This is a genomic window from Roseovarius faecimaris (genome assembly GCF_009762325.1).
In the GTDB taxonomy this organism is placed as follows: domain Bacteria; phylum Pseudomonadota; class Alphaproteobacteria; order Rhodobacterales; family Rhodobacteraceae; genus Roseovarius; species Roseovarius faecimaris.
This window is the reverse complement of sequence record NZ_CP034348.1, coordinates 466,520-492,570: the sequence shown is the minus strand read 5'-3', so window position 1 is coordinate 492,570 and position 26,051 is coordinate 466,520. Positions and strand designations below refer to the sequence as shown.

22 protein-coding genes and 1 riboswitch are annotated in these 26,051 nt (G+C 62.5%); of the genes, 13 read left to right on the top strand and 9 right to left on the bottom strand.

Going from position 1 to position 26,051, the window contains the following annotated elements; translation table 11 throughout:
• Positions 1–162 precede the first annotated feature (162 nt).
• Positions 163–2,610 carry an ATP-dependent helicase HrpB gene (gene hrpB, locus EI983_RS02710; protein WP_157705748.1) on the top strand — a complete coding sequence of 816 codons (2,448 nt, stop codon included), beginning with the start codon at positions 163–165 and terminating at the stop codon, positions 2,608–2,610.
• Here hrpB and EI983_RS02705 read toward each other — a convergent pair.
• The gene (locus EI983_RS02705; RefSeq protein WP_157705747.1) at positions 2,607–3,596 is read right to left on the bottom strand and encodes a sterol desaturase family protein; all 990 of its coding nucleotides are present in this window, start codon (positions 3,594–3,596) and stop codon (positions 2,607–2,609) included. The genes hrpB and EI983_RS02705 overlap by 4 nt on opposite strands.
• 103 nt (positions 3,597–3,699) lie before the next feature.
• On the opposite strand from EI983_RS02705, the gene EI983_RS02700 reads away from it, so the two are divergent.
• A complete protein-coding gene (locus EI983_RS02700) occupies positions 3,700–4,632 on the top strand; it encodes a LysR family transcriptional regulator (protein ID WP_157705746.1) in 933 nt (310 codons plus the stop codon).
• Positions 4,633–4,638: 6 nt separating this feature from the next.
• Here the strand turns inward: EI983_RS02700 and EI983_RS02695 are convergent, their stop codons facing one another.
• From EI983_RS02695 to ubiA, 3 genes are all read right to left on the bottom strand, one after another.
• Positions 4,639–4,965 carry a hypothetical protein gene (locus EI983_RS02695; RefSeq protein ID WP_157705745.1) on the bottom strand — a complete coding sequence of 109 codons (327 nt, stop codon included), beginning with the start codon at positions 4,963–4,965 and terminating at the stop codon, positions 4,639–4,641.
• Positions 4,952–6,880: an OmpA family protein gene (locus EI983_RS02690; RefSeq protein ID WP_157705744.1), complete on the bottom strand. Its 1,929-nt coding sequence runs from the start codon at positions 6,878–6,880 to the stop codon at positions 4,952–4,954. Before EI983_RS02690 ends, EI983_RS02695 begins: the two co-directional genes overlap by 14 nt.
• Positions 6,881–6,942: 62 nt before the next feature.
• On the bottom strand, positions 6,943–7,911 hold the full coding sequence (gene ubiA / locus EI983_RS02685) for a 4-hydroxybenzoate octaprenyltransferase (RefSeq protein ID WP_157705743.1): 969 nt from the start codon (positions 7,909–7,911) through the stop codon (positions 6,943–6,945).
• 11 nt (positions 7,912–7,922) lie between these two features.
• On the opposite strand from ubiA, the gene EI983_RS02680 reads away from it, so the two are divergent.
• The 3 genes from EI983_RS02680 to EI983_RS02670 are packed head-to-tail and all read left to right on the top strand — an operon-like array spanning position 7,923 to position 9,888.
• Complete coding sequence (locus EI983_RS02680) at positions 7,923–8,663, top strand: 16S rRNA (uracil(1498)-N(3))-methyltransferase (protein ID WP_157705742.1); 741 nt, start codon at positions 7,923–7,925, stop codon at positions 8,661–8,663.
• Positions 8,660–9,370, top strand: a complete 711-nt coding sequence (locus tag EI983_RS02675; RefSeq protein ID WP_157705741.1) for a hypothetical protein — start codon at positions 8,660–8,662, stop codon at positions 9,368–9,370. The genes EI983_RS02680 and EI983_RS02675 overlap by 4 nt, the downstream gene beginning before the upstream one ends.
• A complete protein-coding gene (locus EI983_RS02670) occupies positions 9,367–9,888 on the top strand; it encodes a hypothetical protein (RefSeq protein WP_157705740.1) in 522 nt (173 codons plus the stop codon). The genes EI983_RS02675 and EI983_RS02670 overlap by 4 nt, the downstream gene beginning before the upstream one ends.
• Positions 9,889–9,894: 6 nt before the next feature.
• On the opposite strand, the gene EI983_RS02665 is transcribed toward EI983_RS02670, so the two are convergent.
• Genes EI983_RS02665 through EI983_RS02645 form a run of 5 tightly spaced genes read right to left on the bottom strand, consistent with a single transcriptional unit; the run spans position 9,895 to position 14,950 of the window.
• Entirely contained in the window at positions 9,895–10,557 is a 663-nt protein-coding gene (locus tag EI983_RS02665) for an adenosylcobinamide amidohydrolase (RefSeq protein ID WP_157705739.1), read from the bottom strand.
• Positions 10,554–11,300 carry an ABC transporter ATP-binding protein gene (locus tag EI983_RS02660; RefSeq protein WP_157705738.1) on the bottom strand — a complete coding sequence of 249 codons (747 nt, stop codon included), beginning with the start codon at positions 11,298–11,300 and terminating at the stop codon, positions 10,554–10,556. The genes EI983_RS02665 and EI983_RS02660 overlap by 4 nt, the downstream gene beginning before the upstream one ends.
• Positions 11,297–12,280 (bottom strand): FecCD family ABC transporter permease, encoded by a 984-nt coding sequence (locus tag EI983_RS02655; protein WP_157705737.1) that lies wholly within the window; start codon positions 12,278–12,280, stop codon positions 11,297–11,299. Before EI983_RS02655 ends, EI983_RS02660 begins: the two co-directional genes overlap by 4 nt.
• The gene (locus EI983_RS02650; RefSeq protein WP_246162249.1) at positions 12,277–13,134 is read right to left on the bottom strand and encodes an ABC transporter substrate-binding protein; all 858 of its coding nucleotides are present in this window, start codon (positions 13,132–13,134) and stop codon (positions 12,277–12,279) included. The genes EI983_RS02655 and EI983_RS02650 overlap by 4 nt, the downstream gene beginning before the upstream one ends.
• Positions 13,121–14,950, bottom strand: coding sequence for a TonB-dependent receptor plug domain-containing protein (locus EI983_RS02645; protein ID WP_198389363.1), 1,830 nt, complete (start codon positions 14,948–14,950; stop codon positions 13,121–13,123). The genes EI983_RS02650 and EI983_RS02645 overlap by 14 nt, the downstream gene beginning before the upstream one ends.
• A 128-nt stretch (positions 14,951–15,078) precedes the next feature.
• A riboswitch (cobalamin riboswitch) is annotated at positions 15,079–15,291 on the bottom strand.
• A gap of 371 nt (positions 15,292–15,662) precedes the next feature.
• On the opposite strand from EI983_RS02645, the gene EI983_RS02640 reads away from it, so the two are divergent.
• From EI983_RS02640 to EI983_RS02605, 8 genes are all read left to right on the top strand, one after another.
• On the top strand, positions 15,663–16,685 hold the full coding sequence (locus EI983_RS02640; RefSeq protein WP_157705734.1) for a histone deacetylase family protein: 1,023 nt from the start codon (positions 15,663–15,665) through the stop codon (positions 16,683–16,685).
• Entirely contained in the window at positions 16,682–17,788 is a 1,107-nt protein-coding gene (locus EI983_RS02635; protein ID WP_157705733.1) for an NAD(P)/FAD-dependent oxidoreductase, read from the top strand. Before EI983_RS02640 ends, EI983_RS02635 begins: the two co-directional genes overlap by 4 nt.
• A 205-nt stretch (positions 17,789–17,993) precedes the next feature.
• Complete coding sequence (locus tag EI983_RS02630; RefSeq protein WP_157705732.1) at positions 17,994–18,749, top strand: hypothetical protein; 756 nt, start codon at positions 17,994–17,996, stop codon at positions 18,747–18,749.
• A 263-nt stretch (positions 18,750–19,012) separates the two neighbouring features.
• The gene (locus tag EI983_RS02625; protein WP_157705731.1) at positions 19,013–20,410 is read left to right on the top strand and encodes a serine/threonine protein kinase; all 1,398 of its coding nucleotides are present in this window, start codon (positions 19,013–19,015) and stop codon (positions 20,408–20,410) included.
• Between the two features lie 11 nt (positions 20,411–20,421).
• On the top strand, positions 20,422–21,651 hold the full coding sequence (locus EI983_RS02620) for an FHA domain-containing protein (protein ID WP_157705730.1): 1,230 nt from the start codon (positions 20,422–20,424) through the stop codon (positions 21,649–21,651).
• Positions 21,644–22,543, top strand: coding sequence for a PP2C family protein-serine/threonine phosphatase (locus tag EI983_RS02615; protein ID WP_157708960.1), 900 nt, complete (start codon positions 21,644–21,646; stop codon positions 22,541–22,543). Before EI983_RS02620 ends, EI983_RS02615 begins: the two co-directional genes overlap by 8 nt.
• 16 nt (positions 22,544–22,559) lie before the next feature.
• Positions 22,560–23,843, top strand: a complete 1,284-nt coding sequence (locus EI983_RS02610; RefSeq protein ID WP_157705729.1) for a hypothetical protein — start codon at positions 22,560–22,562, stop codon at positions 23,841–23,843.
• A gap of 142 nt (positions 23,844–23,985) precedes the next feature.
• Positions 23,986–26,049 (top strand): dynamin family protein, encoded by a 2,064-nt coding sequence (locus EI983_RS02605; protein WP_157705728.1) that lies wholly within the window; start codon positions 23,986–23,988, stop codon positions 26,047–26,049.
• The last annotated feature ends 2 nt before the right edge of the window (positions 26,050–26,051 follow it).

Below are 26,051 nucleotides of genomic sequence, written 5' to 3'. Positions count from 1 at the left end.
CAATGTCCAGAGCCGTTGCGCCCCTGCCCTGCTTTCACCGTTCCTCAAATACGCCATCTCAAACTTCCGTAACAGGCACCCTGTTCCGGGACGCCTCGGACATTGGCCGCCGGGGGCACGCAAGGCTGGTCAAAGGCGCGCGCCTGCCCGATAACGCTTTGCATGACGGACACCCTGCCAATCCATGACGTGATCCCGGACCTGATCGAGACACTGCGCCAAGCGGGTCGTGCGGTTCTGCAGGCCCCGCCGGGCGCGGGCAAGACGACGGTCGTGCCTTTGGAAATGCTGAAGGCAGATGAGACGGACGGGCGCATCCTGATGCTGGAGCCCCGCCGACTGGCGGCACGGGCCGCTGCCGAGCGGATGGCACACACGCTGGGCGAACCGGTGGGCGACACGGTAGGATATCGCATCCGGGGCGAGGCAAAGACCGGCCCCGGGACACGTATCGAGGTGGTGACCGAAGGTATTCTGACCCGGATGATCCAGTCAGACCCGGAGCTTTCGGGCATTGGTGCGGTGATCTTCGACGAGTTTCACGAACGATCGCTGAATGCTGATCTTGGCCTCGCGCTGTGTCTTGAGATCGCCGGGGCGCTGCGTGACGATCTGCGCCTTCTCGTCATGTCGGCGACGCTTGACACCGCTCCGGTCGCCGAACTGATGCAGGCCCCGGTCGTCACTTCGCAGGGGCGCAGTTACCCGGTAGAGATGCGCTGGCTCGACCGTCCACTGCACCGGGACAGCCGTTTTGAGCAGGCCCTCGCCGATCTGGTGATCCGCGCGGCGGCTGAGACCGAAGGCGGCATTCTCGTATTCCTTCCGGGCGAAGGCGAGATTCGCCGGACGGAGGCGCTCCTGCGCGACCGCCTGCCAAGCGACTGCCGCCTGCGCCCGCTCTATGGGGCGATGCCCTTTGCCGAGCAACGGGCGGCGATCCAACCCGACAGCGACGCGCGCAAGATCGTGCTCGCCACGGCGATCGCCGAGACATCCCTGACCATTCAGGACATTCGCGTGGTGGTCGATGGCGGCAAGGCGCGGCGGGCGCGGTTCGACCCCGGCTCCGGCATGTCGCGGCTGGTCACCGAAGCCGTGACACGGGCCGAGGCCACCCAGCGCGCGGGCCGGGCTGGGCGCTTGGCCGAAGGCGTTTGCTACCGGCTCTGGACAAGGGCTTCCGAGGGGGCTATCGCGGCGCATCCTCCCGCCGAGATTGAAGCGGCGGATCTGGCGGGGCTGGCGCTGGATCTGGCGCTCTGGGGTGCCGCACCCGAGGCGTTGCCGTTGCTGACACCGCCCAATCCGGGCAGTTATGCGGAGGCGCAGAGCCTCCTGCGGATGCTCGGTGCGCTTGATGAAACAAACCGGATCACCGCGCATGGCCGGTCACTGGCCGCCCTGCCGCTACATCCGCGCCTGGCGCATATGCTGAGCCTCGCCGGACCGGATGCGGCCCCTCTCGCGGCCCTTTTGGCGGATCGCGATCCGCTTGCGCGTGGCGCGCCGGTGGATCTGACTTTGCGCCTTGGGGTGCTGGCGGATCCGCGCGCCTATGCCGACCGCCACCCCTGGCCTGCCAACCGGGGCGCGCTCGGGCGCATCCGCGATGAGGCCCGCCGCCTTGCCGGACAGACGAGGCGCGCACGTAAGGGCGCGATGAGTGCGGCCGAGATGGCCGCGCTGGCCTATCCTGATCGCGTTGGACTGCGCCGTCCCGGAGAGGCGCCGCGCTATGTTCTGTCCGGGGGCAAAGGGGCGATGCTGCCCGAGGCCGACCCGCTTTGCGCCACCCGGCTGATCGTGGTCACCGATCTGGATGGAGACAGCCGTGAAGCCCGCATTCGACAGGCCATCGCCCTGAGCGAATCCGAGCTGCGCGGGCTTTATGCCGACCAGATCGCCTGGACACAGCTTTGTATCTGGGACAAGCGCGAGCGCCGTGTGGAAGCCCGCAGACAGGAGCGTTTCGGGGCGCTGGTGCTGGACGATCGCATCTGGAAGGACGCGCCGGGCGAAGATGTCGCCCGCGCCATGCTCGACGGGGTGCGTGATCTGGGTCTCAACTGGTCAGACGCCGCGCGCCGCTTCGCCGCCCGTGTGACCCTGGTGCGCAACGCGGGCGGGGCATTGCCCGATATGTCCGAGGCGGCCTTGCTGGACAGCGCTGAGCAGTGGCTCCTGCCCTATTTGCCGAACATCAAGACGGCGCAGGACTGGCGGCGTTTCGATATGCTCGACGCCCTGCGTGCGCGGCTGAGCTGGGAGGAGATGCAGGCGCTGGACGCCGCCGCTCCCGCGCATTTCACCACGCCCCTGGGGCGAAAGATCCCGATCGATTATGCGGGCGAGCATCCCGAGATTTCCTTGCGCCTTCAGGAAATGTTCGGCCAGACAACACATCCCTGCGTTGGCCGCACGCCGTTGCGCGTCACGCTTCTGTCGCCGGCCGGGCGACCGGTGCAGACCACGCTCGACCTGCCGGGATTCTGGGCCAGCTCTTATGCGGATGTGCGCAAGGACATGCGCGGGCGTTATCCCAAACACCCCTGGCCCGAGGACCCGACCGAGGCCGACCCCACTCTACGCGCCAAACCGCGCCGTTAACCGGCCCTGCCGCGCCGTTCTTTCAGGCGTTCATGGGCCTCTGCGGTGCCATCGTGAAATGTTCCAAACCATTTGTCCCAGGGCATTTCGAGATTGCCGTAATTCACCTCGAAATAGCGATGGTGCATCTGGTGATGAAAGGTGCCCAACGCCAGATCGGCGCGTTCGCCGAACAAGAGCTTCTCATAGCCCGTGTGAGAGGTGGAGGCGCGCAGGCACAGGTGTTGCATCATGAAAAGAATATGCAGCGGATGCGCAGGCAGGATGAGGTGAATGAGCACCGGCGATAGAAAACCGATATGCTCCACCGGATGCATCGACATGCCGGACCAGGGCCCGACATTCACGTTGCGATGGTGCAGCGCATGCGCCAACCGGTAAAGCGGACCCCAGTGCAGGATCCGGTGGATCCAATAAAAATGAAACGACAGCCATACCGGCGTCAGGATGAACCAGAGGACAAACCAGACCGGATGCTCCGACGGGAGGAGCACAGGGATCGCCCCGCGCGCCATCAGGTGGAACATCAATACCTCATACGCGGTCCAGACGGTCACGCCGCTGGCCAGGGTCCAGAACATATTGTCACGCACCTGTCCGCCAAAGGTGAACTGGCGGCCCTTCACCATCAGCGCCCGTTTGTCATACTTCAGCCGCTCACCCTGACCGCGCCGCATGTAGAAATACCAGTGCAGCCCGCCCGCGACGAGGCTCATCAGCACGATGTTGCGCGCCCAGATGGCAGCGATCCAGCTCCAGTGCAGGCTCGCCATTGTCTCAAGCGCGGGCTGAAAGAAGCTGTATGTGACAAGCGCAACGGAAAGGATCAGCAGGTTTTCGGTGAAACTGAGCCAGCGCACCGCAAGCCAGCGGCCCATGCGCGCCGGGTCCGGCGGCCAGCTGAAAAACGGAGAGGTCTGGATCGGCACATCCGGGATGTGGTTCCAGCCAGGTATCGTCTGAGATTTCTGCGAGGCATCGCTCATCGGGTCATCTTCCTCATGAATCCTGTCAAACCCTGCCACAGGACTATTCCTTGGAAAAACAGAAATTATATTGCATATTCCTCTAAAATTCAGAGGTATTCGCATGTCCCATCCACTCCGGCTGTCGCTCAAGACCCTTCGGGCCTTTGCCGCCGTGGTCGAACATGGCTCGATCAGCAAGGCCGCCGATGCCCTGAATGTGGCGGCATCGGCTGTGTCTGCCGCGCTCGATCAGGTGGAGGCCGAATTCGGCACGACATTGCTGATCCGTACCCGTGCCCGTGGGATCGCGGCCACGGTGGAAGGGCGCGAGATGGCGGCGCGCTTTCGCGCCCTGCTGGACGACTACAGCACCATTCTCGACGAAGGCAGGGCACTGACCCACAGCCTGAGCGGCACGTTGCGCATCGGCTATTACGCGCCCGTCGCACCCGCCTTCCTGCCGTCGCTTCTACGACCGCTGATGGCTCAGAACCCGGAGCTGAATGTCGATCTGCATGAACATGACAATGACAGCGCGCAAGAGGCGCTGCTGGCGGGTCAGCTCGATGTCATCCTCTTTGCCGGGCATGACCTGCGCCCGGGGATCAGCGTGCAGACGCTGCTTGATCTGCCGCCTTATGTGCTGGCACCTGAAGGCCATCCGATCACCGGGGCGACACATGCCAGGCTTGAACAGGTGGCCGAGTATCCTCTGATCCAGCTCGACCGCCCGCTGGCACGGCCTTACATGGAAGGCCTGTTTCGCCAGCGCGGCCTAAGGCCCCGGATCGCCGCCCGCGCGGACAGCACGGAAATGGTGCGCAGCCTTGTGGGGGCCGGGGCCGGGCTGGCGGTCCTGTCGATGCGGCCGCGCACGGCAATCAGCTATGGTGGCGATAATCTGGTGGCAATCCCGCTGGAGCCGGAATTGCCCGGGCTGCACCTTCTTGCAGGGCACGCCATGAGGCATCCACGCAAGCTGGTTTCGGTTTTTCTGGAGGTTCTGGAGAACTGGACACGCACGCCCGAGGCGACAGGGCTGACGGTCAGATGACCACGCTCACCCGGCGCGGCGATTCTCAAGTTCGGAGCGCATCTGCTCGGCCTCATACCGGGCCTCGCGCAATCCCTCCATCGTGGCGGCCAGCTCGGCCTCAGTCTGGCTTAGCTGGTTGGTCAACTCCGCCTCCCGCTGCTGCAGATAGGTGATCGCCTGATCACGGGTCTCTTCGGCTTCGTGCAGCTCCTGCGCCATGCGCTCCAGCTCGCCCACATCCGAGCCCGAGACGCGGATGAAACGATGCACCAGCCAATTGGCGAACCAGCCCAGACAGAAGGCCACAAAGAGGACGATGGCCGTCGCGATGATAAACTCAGTTCTGTTCATCGGTGCTGTCTTCTTCCGTCTGCGTCACAACCACGGCACTGCCTTCTTCCTCTTCTTCTACGGGTTGGGCCAGGCTTTCAAGCGTTGTTTCTTCTTCGGTGACCGGCTTCGGACGGATCAGCTTGAATTCAATCCGGCGATTGGCCTCGCGGCCCTCTTCGGTGCCGTTATTGGCAATCGGCTGACTTTCCCCATATCCCTTGGCAGTAATGCGTGAGGTCAGCACGCGGCGGGCGCGCAACTCATCCAGCACAGACCGGGCACGATCAAGGCTGAGTTGTTCATTCATGATCTCGCGCCCCTGGCTGTCGGTATGGCCGCCGATCTCCATGCGCAGCTCGCCACATCTTTTGAGGATCGCCGCGATATCATCCATAATGGCCGCCCCGTTGGCATCGATCGTGGCGGACCCAGGTTCGAAGGTGATCTTGCGGCCGCGCTGCACTTCGGCAAGCATCTCCTCGCACTCGTCCGGCGTCGGAATGCCAAGCACCGGATCGAGCTCTTTTTGATAGGTCACGTCAATATCGTATCGCTCGCCTTCGCCCAGTTGATCAGAGAGGATCCCCGCGATCATCGAGCCGGCATCGCGCCGCCCGGTACTGCCGGTCACGCGCAGCTCGTCGGGGGTGACAGTCACCGCCCCGTTGGACAGGTATGACAACGCCTCCAGCCCGGCGAGCACCCGTAGCGGCCAATCCTCGGGCAAACCGTCTACCACCCGCGCCGTGGTATGCACCGCGCTTGAGCTGAACCGCGCCTTGGCAAAGCTGTCGGCGGTTTCACGCATCACATCGCTGCCCACGCGGCCACGGATCTGTACCAGACCTTCGGGCGAAAGCGTGGCAACGAATTCAGGCACTTCGGGGGCCGAATTGTCAGGGGGCGGCGGCAGGACCGCGTGCAGGGCGAAGACATCCGGAAGCGCGTTTTCAAGCTGTCCGACGACGCTGTCGAATGCACCTTGATCGGTGCCTTGCAGAGCCTCGAGCGAAATGTCGGCATCTGAAAACGTCACACTGCCGCCGCCCAGATCACCGAGAGCTTTTATCGCGAGGGACACCGCCTGGCCCCATTTGGGTGAGGGAACACCCAAGCCGATAACACATTCGGGCCGCTCGATCAGCCCGGCCCCCGAGGCGGCGGACATGATCATCGCCCGTGCCTCTTCGGTGTCCACGGCGCAGGCATCGAATCGACCCAGATCATTCTCGTAGACATACCGCAGCGTGAAAGGCGTGATCACCGGGCGCGGCGCCGAGATGTTCAGCGCCAGGCGCAGATTTTCGGGAACGGACCGCGCCAGCTCGATCTCGCGGGCACGTTTTTCCTCGGGGCTGTCCGTCATCGCGGTGATCTCAACCCGCTCGGCATCGACCGAGATTTTGCTGCGCGGCAGATTCTTGAGAGACTTCACCGCATAACGCAGCGCATCTTCCCAGGTGTCGGAATGCGGATAATCTGCCACTTCAAGAAGGTCCGACACCTGCCCGTCGCCCGATGCCTTGCGAATATCGGCCACAAGCGCATCGCGGTCCGTGCTGACGGGCACGAGGCCGATCAGGGACACACCACTATCATTGCGCAGGATTTCCACCGAAAACCGTGGCGGCGCGATTTGCGCGCTGTCTTCCACCAGCATCTGGTCAATCAGCCTGGCCGCATCCACCACCGTCCCGGCAACGGAAAGCGCCTTGAAGCGGGTGGCCTCGGTGGGCGCGGTGCCCGCAAGAAAAACCTGCAGCCCGTCGGCATCCACCTCGGCCCAGGGCAGGCCCTCGGCATCGAGCTTGTCCCGCACACCCTGACGGGAGGTATCCTCAATCACCGTGACCGAGAATTGTGCCGCAACCAGACACAGCACCGCAGCGCCAAAGAAGGCGGCAGCGATGGCAAAAATCGAAGATAAACGCATAAGCTGGATCGCGGTTTGTTGCACCCGACGACCTGTTTAGGCCGTGGCGCTCATGAGTGCAATCACAGCAACATCGCGATGGCGAAAAATGGCAGGGGCAGCAGGCCCGCGTCGCGATTGGAACGAAAGAGCCTTATGAGCAAGGGCATGTTCTCGGTATCGAGCCGCGCGAGCTGCCACATCAGATGCGCCCCAAGCGCCCAGGGACCAAGCAGGGCCAGCAGAACGGCGAAAGGGTGCCCGCCCTTGCCGGCAAGGATCACCGCGACAGCCATCAGCAAAACCGTCACCACCAGGAACCGGCGCAGCCAGCGCGCCGTATCACTGCCAAACAGGAGCGCTGTGGATTTCACCCCGATCAACGCGTCATCTTCCGCGTCCTGATGGGCATAAATCGTGTCATAAAACAGCGTCCAGGCAATCCCCGCGAGGTAGAGGAATACAGCAGGCCAGCCAAGACTGCCGGTATGCGCCGTCCAGGCAAACAGCGCGCCCCAGTTGAAGGCCAGCCCGAGAAAGACCTGCGGCCACCAGGTAAACCGCTTGGCAAAGGGATAGACGCAGACCGGGACCAGCGACAGAACCCCCAACCCGATCGCAGCCCAGTTGAACGTCAGCAGGATCCCGAAGGCCACAAGCGCCTGACCCACCATCCAGACAAGCGCCATTTTTGCGCTCACCTGCCCCGAAGGAATGGGCCGCGACGCGGTGCGCGCCACCTGTCCGTCGATATGCCGGTCAGTGTAGTCGTTCCAGGTGCACCCCGCTCCGCGCATCAGGAACGCCCCGATGGCGCAGCCGACGAAAATCCAAAGGTCGTGCCAGCCTGCCCGCCCGGTATGCAGCATCGCCAGCAACAGCCCCCACCAGCAGGGCAGAAGCAACAGCCAGGTGCCGATAGGCCGGTCGGCGCGGCTCAGCCGCAGATAGGGGCGTGTTGCGACAGGGGCGTAACGGTCCACCCAATTGTCCGGGGGCGCATCGGCAACCCGGCCCGCTGTGGCCTCTGGCGTCTGCTCTGCGTCGGTCATAAACTGGCCCCATGGCAGTTGCGAAAATCAGGCTTTATGTAGAGCACCCGCTGGGGGAAGGGCAATCGGTTCCTCTGACCCGCGAGCAGGCGCATTATCTTTTCGGGGTGATGCGACTGCGCGCGGGGGATGCCGTGCTGCTGTTCAACGGCCAGGCCGGTGAATGGCGGGCGGACGTGGTGGAGGCCGGCAAGCGAGGCGGCCTGCTCAGGGCCGATGAGCAGACCCGCCCGCAGGACATGCCGCCCGATCTGTGGCTTGTATTCGCGCCGATCAAGAAGGCCCGCACCGATTTCATCGTCGAGAAAGCGGCCGAGATGGGCGCGCGGCGCATCTGCCCGGTGCAAACCGATTTTACCAACGCCGAACGTATCCGCCGTGACCGGCTTCAGGCCCACGCCATCGAGGCCGCCGAGCAATGCGGCGGCAGCTTCGTGCCTGAAGTGGCCGAATTGCAAAGGCTCGACGCGTTTCTGTCGGCCTGGCCCGGCGAGCGGCAGCTGATGTTCTGCGACGAAGCACTTGCGGGTGGCTCGTCCGCCCTCTCAGGCGGCCTCGCCTCGGCTCCGACCGGTGCACCCTGGGCCATTCTCATCGGCCCCGAAGGCGGTTTTTCCGAAGCCGAGCGCACCCGCCTCGCGGGAATGCCCCAAGCCCACGCCGTCCGGCTCGGCCCCCGCATCCTGCGCGCCGACACCGCCGCCGTGGCGGCCATGACGATGTGGCAGCAGGCCTTGGGAGACTGGCGATGAACACCGAGCCCTATTGCCGCCTGCATCTCTTCTTCGCGACAGAGAACAGCCAGGCCGTGATCCTGCGGCAAGGTCCATCCAAGACCTTTCGCATGATCCTGTGGGACCGCGACACCGACAGGTTCGAGGACGGCCAATGGCTCAAACACAAGGTCTATGCGGAACGGTGCGACATCAGCCCGGATGGGCGGCATTTCATTTATTTCGCTCTCGACGGGCGTTGGGGATCGGAGGCGAAAGGCAGCTATACCGCTATTTCTCGTCCTCCCTACTTCACCGCCCTCGCACTTTTCCCGCAGGGCGATACCTGGGGCGGTGGGGGTGTTTTCATCGACACCACCCGATATGTGGCGGACGGTGACAAGGACATCATCGGCCAGGCCACCGGGCTGAGCCGACTGTCCCGCGTCGAACCGAGTGCCGAATGCCCGTCCGGGCTGCGCACGCCCAAGGGCGCGTGCGTAAGGCTGAGCAAAGCCAAAGCCCTACGCGCGCATCAAACGACACCAGGCCAGCATCCGGATCTTTCGAAATACGATACCAAGGGCGGCAAGCTCTGGCGGCGGCGCGGACAGGAGCTGACCCTGATCCGGGATTTCACCGACATGGCGTTCGAACCAATCACCGCCCCTTACGACACACGCCCGCGCGGATCGTCCGAGATGGCGCCCATGCCCTGGCATCCGCTTGACAGGGACGGCTCATGAGCTTCGTTCGTCCCGAAGCCCGCCAGTGGCTCCAGCGCTGGCGCGAAGCGATGCTGGGAGCGGGATGCACCGCGCTGGGGCTGTGGTGGGCGCTTGGAACACAGGGCGCGGTCGCCTGGATCGGATGGGTGATAAGCGCCGCCGGGATCGGATTGATGCTGGCCGGTATGCAGCGAGGCCGCTTCCGCCTCGCGGGTCAGGGGCCCGGCGTTGTGCAGGTGACAGAAGGTCAGATCGCTTATTTCGGCCCGCTCACGGGGGGCGCGGTTGCACTGTCGGAAGTCAGCCGGATCACGCTCGACCCGACTGGCCACCCGGCGCATTGGTCTTTGTCGCAACAGGGGCAGCCTGATCTCTACATTCCTGTCAACGCCGAAGGCGCGGATCGGCTGTTTGACGCGTTTTCGAGCCTGCCTGGCATGCGCACCGAACATATGCTGGCACAGATGAAACGCAAAGGCGGGGCGCCCGTTCTGGTCTGGTCCCGCGACAGCAGCGCGCCGCGCCTGCCCGTTTGACGCCGCTCAACCGTTGGCGATATCGCCTGTCCGGTTGCTTGCGATCCAGTCCTGCGCCCCTTCCCATACCGCGTCATAGACGGCCCGGCCCACTGCTTCTCCGATAGCGGTGTGCAAACCGGCATATTGTGCCTGACCTTCGGGGGCGGCAACGGCGGCGCAATCCGTGCCCGTCCCGGTGGCAAGCCCCGGCGGCAGGCGCACCGAAGCGTCAACGATAGCCGCTGTACGGGCCTGAACCACGATACTCATCGTCTCAAGCCGCGCGGCCTCGGTCAGGCCCTCGCTCAGGCACAGAGCCACGTTCACCGTCCCCCAATCCTTGCCCGAGCGGTCGATCCTGTGACCCACCCGCTCGGCATTGGAAAAGCCCACCGTCGCGATGGCCCGCGCGGTCACGTCCTCTACTGTCGCCGTGCTCTCGGTATAGGCACGGATATCGCGGGAGGTCAGGAAGGTCACTGCGTCCCCTGCCCCGCGCGCCTTCAACTCAGAGGCCAGCCACGCCTCCACATCCAGATCCACCGGCAGATCGGCATTGCGCACCTCGCGCCACAGGATGCGCTGCGCGCGCACCAAACCGGGCCGGTTGATGGCCCAGCTCAGCACCGGCATTTCGGTCTCGAAGGCCACATCAAGCCAGGGCCGTTCGAGCGTGAGACGGATCATCGGATCACCTCAAGCGGTTGATAGACCAGCCCGTTTTCCGTCTGCTCAAAGATGGCGCGAATGCCGAACACCTCGGCCAGGCGCGCGGGCGTCAGCACCTCCTGAGGGGGGCCGTCCGCCACCAGACGCCCCTGCCCCAGCAGGACCAGCCGGGTACAATGGCGCACGGCAAGCCCCAGGTCATGCAGCGAGACCAGGACCGACTTGCCCTGCCCCGCCAGACGCTCAAAGGTTTCCATTGTGGCCATCTGGTGTGCCGGATCCAGCCCGGCGATCGGCTCGTCCGCCATCAGAAGCGGCGTATCCTGCGCCAGGGCGCGGGCGATCAGCACCCGGGCCTGCTCTCCGCCGGACAGCTGTGTCGCTGGACGGTCCCGCATCGCGGTCAGCTCCATCTCTCTCAAGGCGGCATCCACCGCCTCGCGGTCGCGCGTCGGTCCGTCCCGGTGCGGCATCCGGCCAAGGCTCACCACCGTCTCTACGGTCACAGGCCAGGCAATCTCGCGCGCCTGCGGCATCCAGGCGGCCTGCCGTGCGCGCTCGGATGCAGGAAGCGCACTGAGCGAGCTGTGCCCCTCATGCGGCAACAGACCAAGCGCGGCCCGCATGAGCGTCGTCTTGCCCGCGCCATTGGGGCCGATCAGCCCCACGCATTCGCCCGCGCCGATGTGCAGGCTCACATCTTCGAAAACCGCCCGGCCCTGCAGACGCACCGTCAGGTTGGAGAGAGTCAGCCCGGTCATATCCGCTCCCTCCTCAGCTTGAGGATCAGGTGCAGGAACAAGGGCGCGCCCACCAGCGCCGTCAGCACACCCAGCTTCAGATCCCGGTCCGGCAGGATCATCCGCACGGCAATGTCAGCGGCCAGCAGCATCGCCGCCCCGCCCAGCGCAGAACTCCACAGAAGGCGCGAGGGCTGTGCCCCCACCAGCGGACGCAGGACATGCGGCACCACCAGACCGACAAAGCCGATCGCACCCGCCACTGCGGTCCCCGCCCCCACGACGCAGGCCGTGCCAATGACAAGGCGCAAGCGCAGGCCACGCAGACCCACACCCATCGCCTGTGCGGCGTCCTCGCCCAGCGTCAGCGCGTTCAGACCGCGCCCGAGGCTCAGAAGCAATCCAACCCCCACCAGCATGAACGGCAGAGCCAGCCAGACATGGGTCATCGACCGGTCGGCAAGCGATCCCATCATCCAGAACACGATCTCGGAGGCGGCAAACGGGTTGGGCGACAGGTTGAGCACCAGCGACGTAAGAGCGGCCGCCAGCGCCGAAACCGCGATCCCCGCCAGTATGAGCGTCAGAGAGGTGCCCCTGGGCCCGGCCAGCAGCATGACCAGCAAAACACCCCCGAACGCCCCCAAAAGCGCTGTCATGGGCAGGGCAAGGGCGAAACTGGCGGCGAATCCGGTTTGAATCGCCAGGACCGCGCCCAAAGCGGCCGATCCCGAGACCCCGATCAGCCCCGGCTCGGCCAGGGGGTTGCGCAGATAGCCCTGCATCGCCGCCCCCGCAAGGCCAAGGCTGGCGCCAATCATCACCGCCAGAAGGGCGCGCGGCAGACGCACCTCGCGCATGACCAGAGCAACGGGATGTTCCCCGCCCTGCAACAGCGCGCTCAGGCTCTCGCCCAGCCCGATCCGCGCGGGGCCGATAAGCAGCGAGCCCGCAAAGAGCAGCGCAACCAACAGGCCCAGCCCGAGCAGCAAGCGGGTCATTGCGCGGCCCCTGTCATCTCGCGCCGCAGCGCCGCCAGTTTTTCCGCCGCGCGCAGCACGAAAGGCGTACCGCAGACCCAGTCACTATCGGCCATCGTGCTGTTCGCCCGCCCGGCCTTCATCGCCCGCACCACCGGATGCGCCATCACATCCTCGGCCCGCGACCCGCCCGGATAGGGCTGAGAGGTGATCACAAGATCGGGATCTGTCAGCGCCAGTACCTCCAGTGGCATTTTCTGGCCCCAGTTATAGCCTGCGGCAATCGCCGCGTTGGAAAACCCGGCCAGTTCGAGGATCTCATTGGCCAGCGTTTCCGTGCCCGAGGTGTAGCCATTGGCGTAGTAGAGCATCGCGCTCGGCCGTGCGCCGCCCTGCTCCTCAAGCACGGCGCGCCGCGCGTCGAACTCGGCCAGCAAGGCCGCGGCGGCCTCCTCCCGATGCAGGACCTCGCCCATCTTGAGGATCTGTTCGCGCACCCCGTCGATGGATTTGGTGATGTCAAAGATCACGACCTCGATACCCAAGCCTTCGAGCATCTCCACCGTCGCGGCAGGAGTGAAGCGCCCGGCCAGCACCAGATCGGGCTGCATCATGTAAACCTCTTCGGCCTGACCGTAATTGGTCAGATAGCGCGCGGCCTCGTCGGCCATGGGCGATACATTGCGATCCGACGCGATGCGCGAGACCGAATGCAACTGCCCCTGCCCCGCCAGCAACATGGCAAGCTGATCGGTGCAGAGATTGATCGAAACGACCCGCTCAGGTGCGTCGGACCAAACCGGGCCCGCAAGCGCCACGGCCGCGCCCGCCACGAGGGCGCGCGCGGCCCGGCATATGGCCTCAGAAATTCGCACGAAGCCCGACATAGGCCGCGCGACCCGGCTGGTTGAAGCCCCCTGCGGTCTCATAGCTTTCATCAAACAGGTTTTCGACCCGCAGGTACAGCTCGGCCCTGTCGGTCACATCATAGGACAGACCCGCCCCCACCAGCGTATAATCCCCTACTTTGTTGTTCGCCGGCGCAAAGGCGCTGGGAACGACATCGGCCACGTGGCGCACGTCCACATAGCCCGAGAAACGGTCGGTGAAATCGGCATTCAGTCCGATCACCGCGTCATGCTTGGGCGTCCGGGTCAGGCGCACACCGTTGGTCTTGGCATCGGTATAGGTGTAGGCCCCAAACAGCGTCAGCATCGGTGAAAGGGCATATTCCCCCGACAGCTCGATCCCCTTCGACGTGGTCGTGCCCGGCACCTGGTTATAGCAGCCGAAACCGCTGCCACAGGCCACCGCCGCCGGGTCGAAATCAATCAGATCGTCGATCTCGGCATGAAACAGCGTGGCTTTGACAAACCCGCGCTCGCCATAGGTTTTCTCAACGCCCAGTTCGTAGCTGAGGCTTGTTTCCGGCTGCAATGCCGGATCGCCAAAGGCGCTGAACCGTTCATAGAGCGACGGCGCGCGATATCCCGTGCCGGCCGCGGCGCGGATCGTCACCTCGTCGGTGACCCGGAACGCCGCCGCGAACCGGCCGGTCGTCTCGCCGCCGAAATCGGAGTTGTCATCGTGGCGCAGCGCGAAAGACAGGTCGATCTGATCGGTGGGCCGATAGAGCAGCTCGGCCATAACCGAGGTGTTGTCTTCGCTACCCACAGTGACGCCCGAGTTGATATCCTCTTCGGAGTAATCCACCCCGAAATTGACCGTGACCATCTCGCTCAGCTCCGCGGTGCCGAGATAGGACAGCGTCTGCCGCTCGCCCTGGAAGCGCGTGGTGAACCCGCCGGGATCTTTCCGGTCGATGTCGAAATAACTGTAGCTCAGCTCATGGGTGATAGTGCCGGTCACCAGCCGTGTGTACACCCGTGCGCCCAGCTCTTCCGAAGAAATCTCACCGCTGGCATCATTGGTGAAGCTGGAGCGGTCGAACTCGATATCGCCGGTCCGGTAGTAGACCGAGCCGCCGAAGGTCAGCATGTCATTCACGTCATATTCGGCGCTCAGGTTCAGCGTGCTTTGCTCAAAGCCATCCTTTTCGGGGTTGAAGCTTTGTGCCGATATACCTTCGGATTCGACCCGGCCATAGCTGAGGGCGACAAATCCGTTTTCAGAGCGGGCGCCAACGCTGAAGCTGCCGGAATAGGTCTCGAAGCTGCCCGCCTCGATCTGCGCCACACCGGAAAAGCCCAGCTCTTCGGGACGCCAGGAGGTGATATTGATCACCCCACCAATCGCCTCCGAGCCGTAAAGCGCCGATTGCGACCCGCGCAGCAGCTCGACCCGGCCCACGCCCGCGCCGGTGAAGCCGCCAAAGTTGAACTGGTTTTGCGTGCCCGACGGATCAAGCACGTCAATCCCGTCAATCCGCACGCCGACATAGCGCGACGGTAGGCCACGGATACTGATCCCGGCCAGCGCACCAAGCCCGCCATTGGAGGTGGAGGATACACCCGGCAGGCGCGTCAGACGGTCGAGCACGGTCGTATCGTTGGCGCCTGCGTCGTCGCCTTCCAGCACATCGACAGAGGTGCCGGTGCTGGAAGCGTCGACCGGGCTCAGGCTGGCCGAAAGCACCAGCGTGCCAAGATCGAACGGTTCCTGCGCGAAGGCGGCGCCGCCAAGAATGGTGGAAGAGGCCAGCAACGTGGCTGTGGTGAGACGGTGGGTCATATCGGTCTCCGGTGTCCCGCATGGGACGTTTGGTTTTGCGATGTCACCGGAAGACAGAAAGCTCCCGTAGACGGTGAGTTGTGCCACCACTACGGAAGAACCGTTGCCCATAACGCGCCCCGCGTATGAACAGGGTGATCACCTCGGCAGGTCTCCTGACTTGCGGGTCACAGCTTGGCCGGGTCTTCCCACCACTTCTTGATCAGTGGCAGTGACGTAATCCGGCTTCGCTCGCCGCTTACAGTTGCGGGGGCAGTCATGGCCTTGGCCCGTCGGAGAGCCGCACCATAGTTCCCTTTTCACCGGGCTGTGACACCCGGACCGAAGCAGGACCGCTTCTATATCCGGCATGTACCCTTGGGAAGCCCGAATCTTTGTCTGTCATCACCCGGTCGCATCGCTGCGGTTTTGCGGCAACGGCCAAGGCCCGCATCAACCGGAAGGCAAAAGGGCTGTGACGGCATTGCAGATCACGACGCGTTTTGCCGAGCGCCTGCGCGTGCCGGTCGCGCCTTGCGCGGCATGGGCCATGGTTTTCTGGATCCATAACCATTCTGGCCCGCATGAGCGCAGCGCGGGGGATTGCCACAGGCCACCGGAGGGGCAACGCAGTCAACCCGCCCGACAAATGGACCCTTGGCATCCGCACGGTCATGCGCCAAACCGGGGGGACCACTCTCGGCAAAGGACCGGCGCAACCAGAGGACATCGCATGAAAGCCTTCTTCGACACCCGACAGCGCAAACATGATCCACAGCATTTCATGGCCAATGGTGCGATCAAGCCAAATCCCGAACAGCCCGAGAGGATAAACCGGCTTCTGGCCGGGGCCGAGGCGGCCGGCTGCGTGATCACTGACCCTGATGAGACGGGGCTTGCCCCCATCGCGGCCGTCCACACCCCCGAATATCTGGCATTTCTGCAAACGATCCACGCCCGCTGGCAGAGGATCGACGGGGCCGGGCCGGAGGTGATCCCGAACATCCACCCCGCGCGACGCAGCGACGGTTACCCGAAATCCGCAGTCGGTCAGGCCGGGTATCACCAGGCCGACACCGCCTGCCCCATCGCCGCGCATACATGGGAGGCGGCCTATTGGTCGGCACAATCGGCCATTGCCGGGGCCGATCATATCGCCGGGGACGGAAAGTCGGCCTATGTGCTGACGCGTCCGCCGGGCCATCATGCCTTTGCCGATCTTGCCGGGGGGTTCTGCTTTCTCAACAATGCGGGTATCGCCGCAGAACGCCTGCGCAGCCTTGGCCGACGACCGGCGATCCTCGATGTGGATGTGCATCACGGCAATGGCACTCAAGGCATGTTCTATGCCCGAGACGATGTGCTCACTGTTTCGATTCATGCCGACCCTGCGCGGTTCTACCCGTTCTTCTGGGGCCACGCGCAGGAGCGCGGCGAGGGGCGCGGACTGGGCTACAACCTGAACCTGCCGCTGGCGCGTGGCACGGGTGACGACGACTTTCTCGCAACCCTTGAGACGGCTCTTACCCGCATTCACGCCTATGGCTGCGATGCGCTTGTCGTGGCGCTTGGGCTCGACGCGCATATCGACGACCCCTTCCAGGGTCTTGCCGTGACCACCCCCGGCTTTGCCCGGATCGGGGCGGCAATCGCTGGTGCGAAACTGCCGACGCTTTTTGTGCAGGAAGGCGGCTATCTGTCCGATGCGCTCTCGGAAAACCTGACTGCCACGCTCACCGGGTTTCAGGACGCATGAGCGCGCATCCTGATATCCTCGTGATCGGCGGCGGCATGGCGGGTATCAGTGCCGCGGCCCTTCTGGCCGAGGAGGCCCGCGTCACCGTTTTGGAAGCCGAGCCGCATATCGGCATGCATTCCACCGGGCGTTCGGCGGCGATCTTTATCCTGAACTACGGCAACGCCACGCTGCGCGCCCTGAATGCGGCGGCTTATCCGGTTCTTTCAGGCCGGGACAGTGGCGTTTCGTTTCTGTCACCGCGGGGCGAATTGCTGGTCGCGCAAGCCGAAGAGATGGACACGCTTGACGCCTATCTGGAAGGCACGACGGGTATCGAACGCCTGACGCCGGACGAGGCGCAGGCGCTGGTGCCGGTGCTCAGGACCGAACGGATCGCGGGCGCGATCATCGAACGCGATGCCCAGGATATCGACGTGGATCTGCTGCTGCAAAGCTATGCGCGACAGTTGCGCGCGCGGGGCGGCGCCGTGCTGACCGGTGAAAAGGTGCAGTCGATCACGCGCGAGGCAGAGGGCTGGCGTGTCGAAACCACGCAAAACACGCATAGCGCGGCCATCGTGATCAATGCCGCCGGCGCCTGGGCCGACGAGGTGGCTTCCCTTGCGGGGGTGCGGCCGATCGGGCTGCAACCGATGCGCCGTTCGGCAGTGATGATGCCCGTGCCAGACGGTGTGCAAGTGGCGGCCTGGCCTCTGTTCGGCTCAATCAGCGAAACATGGTATGCCAAGCCCAGCGGTGCCGCGCTGATGATTTCCCCTGCCGACGAGGACCCTCTCGCACCTCAGGACGCCTGGCCGGACGATATGGTTCTGGCCGAAGGCCTGTACCGTTTCGAGCAGATGGTGGATATTCCCGTTGTGCGCCCCACCCACAGCTGGGCGGGCTTGCGCAGCTTCGTTTCGGATCGCAGCCCGGTGGCGGGCTTCGCGCCGGATGCGCCCGGCTTTTTCTGGCTCGCCGGGCAAGGGGGCTACGGGATCCAGACCGCCCCGGCCCTGGCCGCCCTGACGCGCGACCTGTGTTTGCAGGGCGAGAGCGGGTTTGCCCCGGGTTTACTGGCCGCGCTGAGCCCTGAACGTCTGTATCAGAGCGCCGATTGATCGCGCTGGCATCAGCGCGATCAAGTGCGGACATGACACTATGCGATTCAGGCAAAGGCAGATCGCCCACCAATGCAGCACACGCAATAGGCGAGAGATTGCCTATCCCGGCCTTTGCCACTCCTCAAACCCAATTCCGGCCAATTTTCGACATTTTCTGCAGGCCATTTAGGGCTGAGCATCATCGGCAGTGCAGGAGGTAAAAATGAGCAAGCAGTTTTACGGGACCATTGCGGCCCTCGAATTTAACGCGCCGTCGCCCGCGCTCTTTCGGACGATCGTCGGCGATCTCGACTCCAGCTTCCAGCCGTATGGTATGACAAAGTGCTGCTCGACCTGGTTGGGCGATAATGTCGCCGTGATCGAGCGTGACAGCCTGCGCGTTCTGCTTGGCTGGCTGCCAGCGCGCTGCGACAGCGAGCACTGCGTGCTTGTCTTTGCCGTGGGGCATACCACGGAAGGCGGCAATATTCTCGTTCCGCGGGAAACCTGCGAGTTTGTCCGCGACGTGCTGATCAGCCACTTGGAAAGCTATCTGCAGTTCGACACGGTATTCCAGGCTGATGCGACACAACCGGTCGACATGGACCTCGTCTGCACCGTCGCCGAAATTCTCGAAATGGGAGACACGGCCACGAAGTTCATGGAAGCCGACAATACCGACGAACAGCCGCAGCGCCGCACGCGCGCGCTGACCCGCGATATCGTGCTCGATGCGACATTGCCCAAGACCGCGATTGTCCCGGCGGCTGAAAAACTGCCCGAGATCGTGGAGACCCGCGAAGAGATCCTGATGGACGGTATGGAAGAAGACGAGATTTCCCTGCAGAAGCGCCTGACGATTTATGCGCTCGGGGCCACGATGCTGATCTATACCCCGCCGGTCGGTGCTACATTGCTCGTCTATACGACCCTCAGAGACTTCGCCGCTCCGAAACTGCCTGAACGGCTTGCTGCCTGAAAGAAAACCGCCCGGTCCCTGGCACCTTTCAGACGGAGGCGATAGGGCCGTTCCCTTGCACAATTTGTGACTGTTCAACTTGGCTGGCATCTGTCGGCCACGTCGCTTTTGCATCACGCGAACATTGGTCAATCTTCGACAATTGCCGACTCTTTGGACAATTCTGGCCATGTTTTGAGCACATTCTTCCAGCAACCTAAAAGCGACTGTTCACCAGTGCCGCGTTTTCTACTGTTTCATACCGAGCCTTTGGGGAAGCTTTCGTGCACCATAATGCCACCAATCTGAGCGATGCTGAAACCGACGACCTCGCGCCGGGCCACAGCCTTTTGTACGGGCAGTACATCATCGAACATCACATGATTGATGGCGGGTTCGGCATGACCTATCTGGCCAAGGACAGCCTTGAACGCAAAGTCGTGATCAAGGAATGCTTTCCAAGCTCCGTCTGCCGCCGGATCAATGGTGAGGTCCGTCCGCGCAAACCGGCCTATCAGGAACAGTATCAGAACGTCATTCGCAATTTTCTGCGCGAAGCCCTGCGTATGGCCAAGTTCGACCACCCGAATATCGTGAAGGTCCACCAGGTGTTCCAGGAGAACAACACGGCCTATATCGCGATGGATTATATCGACGGCATGGACCTGCTCAGCATGCTGGATATCGATCCCGGCCGCCTGACCGATGCCCGGGTGGAACAGCTTCTGCGCGACACCCTGACGGCGCTTGCGCATGTTCATGAACTGGGCATGCTGCACCGCGACATTTCTCCGGACAACATTCTTCTGGACGCAAATGACAAGCTTACGCTGATCGACTTCGGCGCTGCGCGTGAAGAAGCCGCCCGTCAGACGCGTGCGCTTTCGACGGTCATGTCGGTGAAGGATGGATATTCCCCGCACGAATTCTACTACACCGATGGCAAGCAGCGCCCGTCCAGCGATATCTACTCGGTCGGGGCTACCTTCTATCACCTGATCACCGGTTTCGCGCCGCCCGACTGCCAGAAGCGTGTCGCGGCCCTGACCGCAGAGAACCCAGACCCCTACAAGCCGCTGGTCGCGGGGAACTGGTCGTTCGACAAATCCTTCCTGAGCGCAATCGACAAGGCATTGTCGCTGGCGCAGAAGGATCGCTTCCAGACGGTCGGCGAATGGCTCGAAGTGCTCGACAATCCCGGCTCGCATGTGGTGGTTTCGCCCATCGCAATGGCCTTCGACGCACAGGACGCTGACAAGATTGCGACCAAGATGGATGCCGAGGCCAATAAGTCCGCGCAGAACGTTGCGCAGGCGTCCAATCCCGAAGCTGAACTGACGCCGGATCTGATTGCGAAGATTTCGTCGCTGGTCGAAGACACCAACAGCAAGGTAGAGCCCGGGCTTCCCGGCGATGTCAAAAAAGCGATGGTCAAGGAAGAGATCGTCGAAGAAGAGCCGCATCCCCTGGTGGATATTTTCGGCCAGCCCATTGATGACATCGATAAGTGGCTGAAAGAACAAGACAAAATGTCAAAACGGACATCAAATAAGCGCGAGACACCGGATAACAAGCCGGGCTCGGAAGAGGCAAGTCAGAAAAAGTCGGAGCCGGGCCTTCTCCGTGTTCTCCATAGACTCACAGGTTTGAGACAACGTTCGGCCGCAATGGCCCAGAACTGAAAGGAAGCAGCATGAAGTTAATTCGGGATATCATCAGCGAGAAGCGCCAGATGGGGGCACGGGCGATCAGCCAGCCCGAGCCAGAGCCCGCGCCGCTGGACACACCCCAGGAAGACGAGGTGCTGTCGCAGGAGCCGTTCACATCCTTTGACGAAGCCAGCGCCGACATCCCCGCAGATGCGCAGTCTGACGATGAATTTGCTGCTTTCTTTGCAGATGAGGACGATCCCTTCGCTGTCGAGCCCGATCAAGTATCTGAGTCCGATGAAGACTCTGAGCTCGACCAGATGCCTGAACCCGATCTGACCTCTGAACCCGTCCAGGTGGATCAGCCGTCGACGCCGACGGATGCCGAGCCATCGCAGCGGCCCAGCAAACTTGTGCTGGGGAAAGCCTACTCTCTCGACGTCGAGGACGAGACCGACGATGAGGATGACGAGGAAATGGATCTCAGCGCATTTGTCCCTGAAGCGCGTGCGCTCACCCCGGATCAGGAACGCGAGTCTGAACAATCCTTGCGGAATGTCTTCCGGGAGCTCAACACAACCCCGCAGGCGCCACAGGACGCCCCGGCGGCCGACCCGGTGAGGGACCCGGCTCCTGAAACGCAAGGGCATATTGCAGAACCCGCCCCTGCCCGGCCGACCGAAGCGCCGCAGTATCGCGCAGAGACCCCGGACCCGGTGCAGCCGCACCCTGCTCAGGTGGCAACCGGGGGTGTGGAAGTGCCCAAACCCGCACCGGGCCGCGGTATGAGCCGACACGGACGCGTCAAGACCCGGCTGCTTGGCTTCAATACGTCGATGGGCGACGAGATCGACCCGATCAAGAATAGCGCTGAGGCCGAACCGGCGGCATTCGTAAGCTTCCCCGTGGGCTGGCTGATCGTCGTGGAAGGCGAAGGGCGCGGTTCGGCCTTCTCCCTTTTCAACGGGGTCAGCAATATCGGGCGCGGTAAAGACCAGACCGTCTGCCTCGACTTCGGCGACAACAGCATTTCGCGCGAGGCGCATGCCTCCATCGCCTACGATCCGCGCCAGCAAAGCTTCTTCATCGGGCATTGCGGCAAGGCCAACATCGTGCGTCGCAACGATCGCCCCATTCTGAGCACGGAAGAATTGTCGGCCGGGGATCACATCACCATCGGTGAGACCGTTCTGCGCTTCGTGCCGCTCTGTGGACCTGATTTCTCTTGGGAGAAAAATACCTCCCCGGATCAGGCGCGTGCTGCGCATGGCTAATCTCAGCTACGATACCGCGATGTCCATTGATATTGGGCGTAGGGAGCGCCAGGAAGACGCGCTTGCGTCGGATTTTCCCAGTGGCCAGGCGTTCGGATTTGTCGTCTTGGCCGACGGGATGGGCGGCCATGCGGCCGGCGACATGGCCAGCAAGATCGTCGTGACCGAAGTTTTCAGCGAGTTGAAGCTGAAATCGAGTGATCCCGAACAGCTCGAACACTCTATCGGAGACGTCCTCAAAGGCGCGGCGGCCCATGCCAACCAATGCGTGGGGCATTACGCCCATGAACACGCGCAATCGCATGGGATGGGGTCGACGCTGCTCGCTCCGGTGCTGATCGAGGATCGGCTCTATTGGGTCTCTGTGGGGGATTCCCCGCTCTACCTGTTCCGCGACGGCAGGCTGACGCGCCTGAACGAGAACCATGCGCTCTGTTCGCAGATCGAGTATCTCGTTGCGTCCGGCATCATGGATCGCGAAGAGGCGCAGAACTACCCGGATCAGAGCTGCCTGACCTCCGTCCTGATCGGCGGCGAGATCGCGCAAGTTGACTGTCCCTCCAGCCCTATGCAGCTGAAAGAAGGGGACATTCTCATCGCGGCAAGCGACGGCATTCAGTTTATCTCTGAGGCCCAGATCGAAGGCGTGTTGAGGTTTCAGCAAAAATCGACCGCCGAACAGATCAGCGCGGCGCTTACCAAGGAAATCCAGAAACTCGACGATCCTGATCAGGACAATCTGTCGATCTGCGTGATCAAGCTCTTACCCGAAGGTGGTGTGATCACGCCCCCAAGCGAGACCCACACACTGAACAGAATTGGCGATGGGAAAACCGAGACCATCACCATTCTCGCGCGGGTCACACGCAGGAAAAAGACAGCCGTCCAGTGATAGCCGGAGTAATTCGATGAGTTTTGCGAAGAAAATCGACCCGGTGATCGACCGTCTCGGGCAGGTTCTGGATGGTGGGCAACTCCCGCATCCCTATGACCGCTGGGGCGCACGTCTGCTCGACCATCTCACGAAGCCGGTACAGGTCGTGGTGACGGGATTTGAGGGAACCGGCAAATCCGCGCTGATCGAAATGATGTCAGGTCGGCCGGCGCTGGGCCATGATGTCACCGCGCCGATGATCGAGCTTGCCTATGGCGAAACCGAACAGGTGATCATCACGCGCGAAGATGGCTCCGTTTCGACCGTTGCGGGTATCCTGAAAAACTGCACATGCCCGTCGGATGCGCGGCGCATACGACAGGAATTACCTGACGAGAGGCTGAGTTCAAACGAATTCATCGAAATAGGCCTTACTGGCGACCTTGCTGAGAAACGCGCGGCACTGAACGCCGTTGTTGATCGGGCGGATGTGATCGTGTGGTGCAGCCAGGATTTCGGAGAGGAAGAACAGGCTCTCTGGTCCAGCGTCCCCGACAATATGAAAGATCACAGTCTTCTCGTTCTGACTATGGCGGATCAGCAGCTGATGCGGGGCATGCTGGGCGATATCATTGACCGGCTCGACCCAATCGTGGCGGAGGAATTTCTTGGCCTCTATCCGGTGGCGACCATTCAGGGGATCACCGCACAGACCTGCTCGGACAGAGTGAATGAAGACCTATGGGCGTCAAGTGGCGGCAAACAACTGATGGAACTGCTGTCGCGTCAGGTGCGCCAGGGCCGGAACGCCGATTACGATCAGGCCCGGATTTTCATGGATCGTCTGGCGATGCGCATGCCGCACACGGCTCACACGACAACGGAAATTCAAGAGGAAAAACAAGAGATTACTCCTCCGTCCACCGCGACTTTGGTTGCCCTGCCAAGCAGTACGGCGGAAAGCGATTTCGATACAGTCGAGTTTGAGTGCAACGCCGAAGCATTCGAAATGTTGACCGAGGCCGTGGACCTGCTTCAGCAGCATTCCATGCGCATGCTCAGAGAGATGGATGAGCATGAGGATGTCGACACGGACCTGCTGTTGTCGGATTGTTCCGAAGCGATGCAATCCGTGTCGGAACTGTTGCAGTCTGCGTCGCAGGGCGATCCCCTGCAACAGGCCGTTCAGGACGATATTCAGGACGGTGAGGAAATGCTCATGCTGTTCCAGCTTGAACGCAGCGAGGATGCGGCTCTGGATGCGGTTACTCTGATGCTGCAATTGCGCAAAGAGCTGTCCCAAAAGCTTGCTGGATGATCTCGGATTCTATCAAGATTTACCCTCACAGCTGCCAAACTATCACCACAATCGGATGCCATTTCTGCCTTAAGTTGTAGTGCGTAAACGGTTTGAGGTTGGGAGCATGCCGCCCCGGTAGGCCAAGGAAAACAGGTGTTGAATGAACGTCGAAGTGAAGTTTGATCCCGCGACTGAGATCCGTTCGTCATCGGGCCCGAGCCGCCTCCGGGCGGGTATGGAGACGCTTGCCGCCTTCGCCAGCGACGCGCAGGAGCTTGAGCTTGCGCTCAAGCAACTTGAACAAATCACCGGTTCAGACTCGCGCAAATCCCTCCGCAGGCTGCAAAAGGAGCTGACCTCCTTCGAGCCGAGTGTCACCGTGCTCGGTCAGGTCAAGGCGGGCAAGACCGCGTTGATCAACGCCATGGCGGGCTGGGCCGATTTGCTGCCGTCGGACGTCAACCCCTGGACATCGGTGGTGACCTCTTTGCACCTGACCCCTGCCGAGGAACGCGCCGAGACCGGCGCCAAGTTCCAGTTCATGACCGAAGACGAGTGGGACCGGCTGACGACAAAGGGCGGGCGGCTCGGTGAATTGGCAGATCGCGCCGGTGCCGAAAGCGAGCTTACCAAAATCCATGAACAGATCAGCGCCATGCGTGAAAAATCGCGCAAGAAGCTGGGGCGGCACTTTGAACTGCTCATGGGTCAGGAGCATGAATACAGCTATTTCGACAAAAATCTCCTGGAGCGTTACATCTGTCTGGGCGATGATTTCGACGTCGACTCGCCAAACCCGGCCATTGATGAGCAAGGACGCTTTGCGGATATCACCCGCTCTGCCGAGCTCTACCTGAATTGCCAGACTGTCCCCTATCGGATGTGCATCCGCGACACGCCGGGGGTGAACGACACCTTCATGATGCGCGAGATGGTCACGATCAAGGCAGTCCGCGACAGCCGCATCTGTGTGGTGGTGCTTTCTGCCGCGCAGGCCCTGACCTCGGTCGATATGGCCCTGATCCGCATGATCACCAACCTCAAATCGCGCGAGGTGATCATCTTTGTGAACCGTATCGACGAGCTTTCCAATCCCGAAAGCCAGATGGTCGAGATCGAAGCCAGCATTCGCGAAACGCTGAAGACGCATAACGGCCCGGAAAATGCCGAGATCATTTTTGGCAGCGCCTACTGGGCAAACAAGGTTCTGACCGGCGAGATCGACGGAATGCACGAGACAAGCGCCGATGCGCTGCTCTCGCTGACCAAGGCTGTGCTCGGCTCCACGCTGATCGAGGAGCCCGCAGAGGAACTGATCTGGGAAATGTCCGGGCTGCCACGCCTCATGCGGGCCTTGTCCGAACAGACCGTCGCAAGCCTCGGGCAACCGGTTCTGAAGAAGATCGCCGCGTCCGCCGTGGCGATTGCAACCTCTCAGAAGGCCGTACGCAGCGCCATTGTTCAGGGCGACAACTTCACCTCGGACATCTCCATGCACGAGATCCGCAGCGCCTTTGACGAAGTGCAACGCAGCAGTCTCGGTATGTTGGAAGAGAGCCTTTCGGAGCTTTTCGCGCATTATCATGACCGGGCTGACCGGGCGCATGCCACTTTCATCGAACGGGCGACACATTCCCTGCTTGGCCATCTGGAGAACAGGGGCGAAGAGCATGTCTGGGAATACGACCCAGCGGGGCTGCGCATCCTGTTGCGTTCGGCCTATTCCTCGATGGGGAACAAGGCACGCAAAACCGCCGAAGACATCTATGACAAGGCCCTGGGCGACGTGGCGATGCTCTTGTATCGGGGCTTCGGACCGGCGGTCGAAGGGATTGAGATTGCCGCGCCCGATGTCCCTCAGATCCCGTCTCCGGTGGCTCTGGGGCAGACCATCGCCCTCGACTTCAATGACAAATGGTGGAGCATGTGGTGGAGGCGCACACGTGGTTACAAAGCCTTTGCCAAGCAGTTCCGCAAGCTGATCAGCGCCGAAACCGAAGACTTCATGACCCAGATGAAGGACGTCCAGACAGCAGATATCCGCAAGGCGCTGAGTGTCGAACTGGAACACTTCCTGCAGGAGCAGGGCGCTATTCTGAACGACCTGATTTCAGGTCAGCACCGCAAAAGCGGCGCTCAGGAGCTGTTCAACACAACCGATCACGCACGTCACAGTCAGCGCCTGGATGATGTGCTCGACACCCTGCGCCGCTACGCCCGATGACG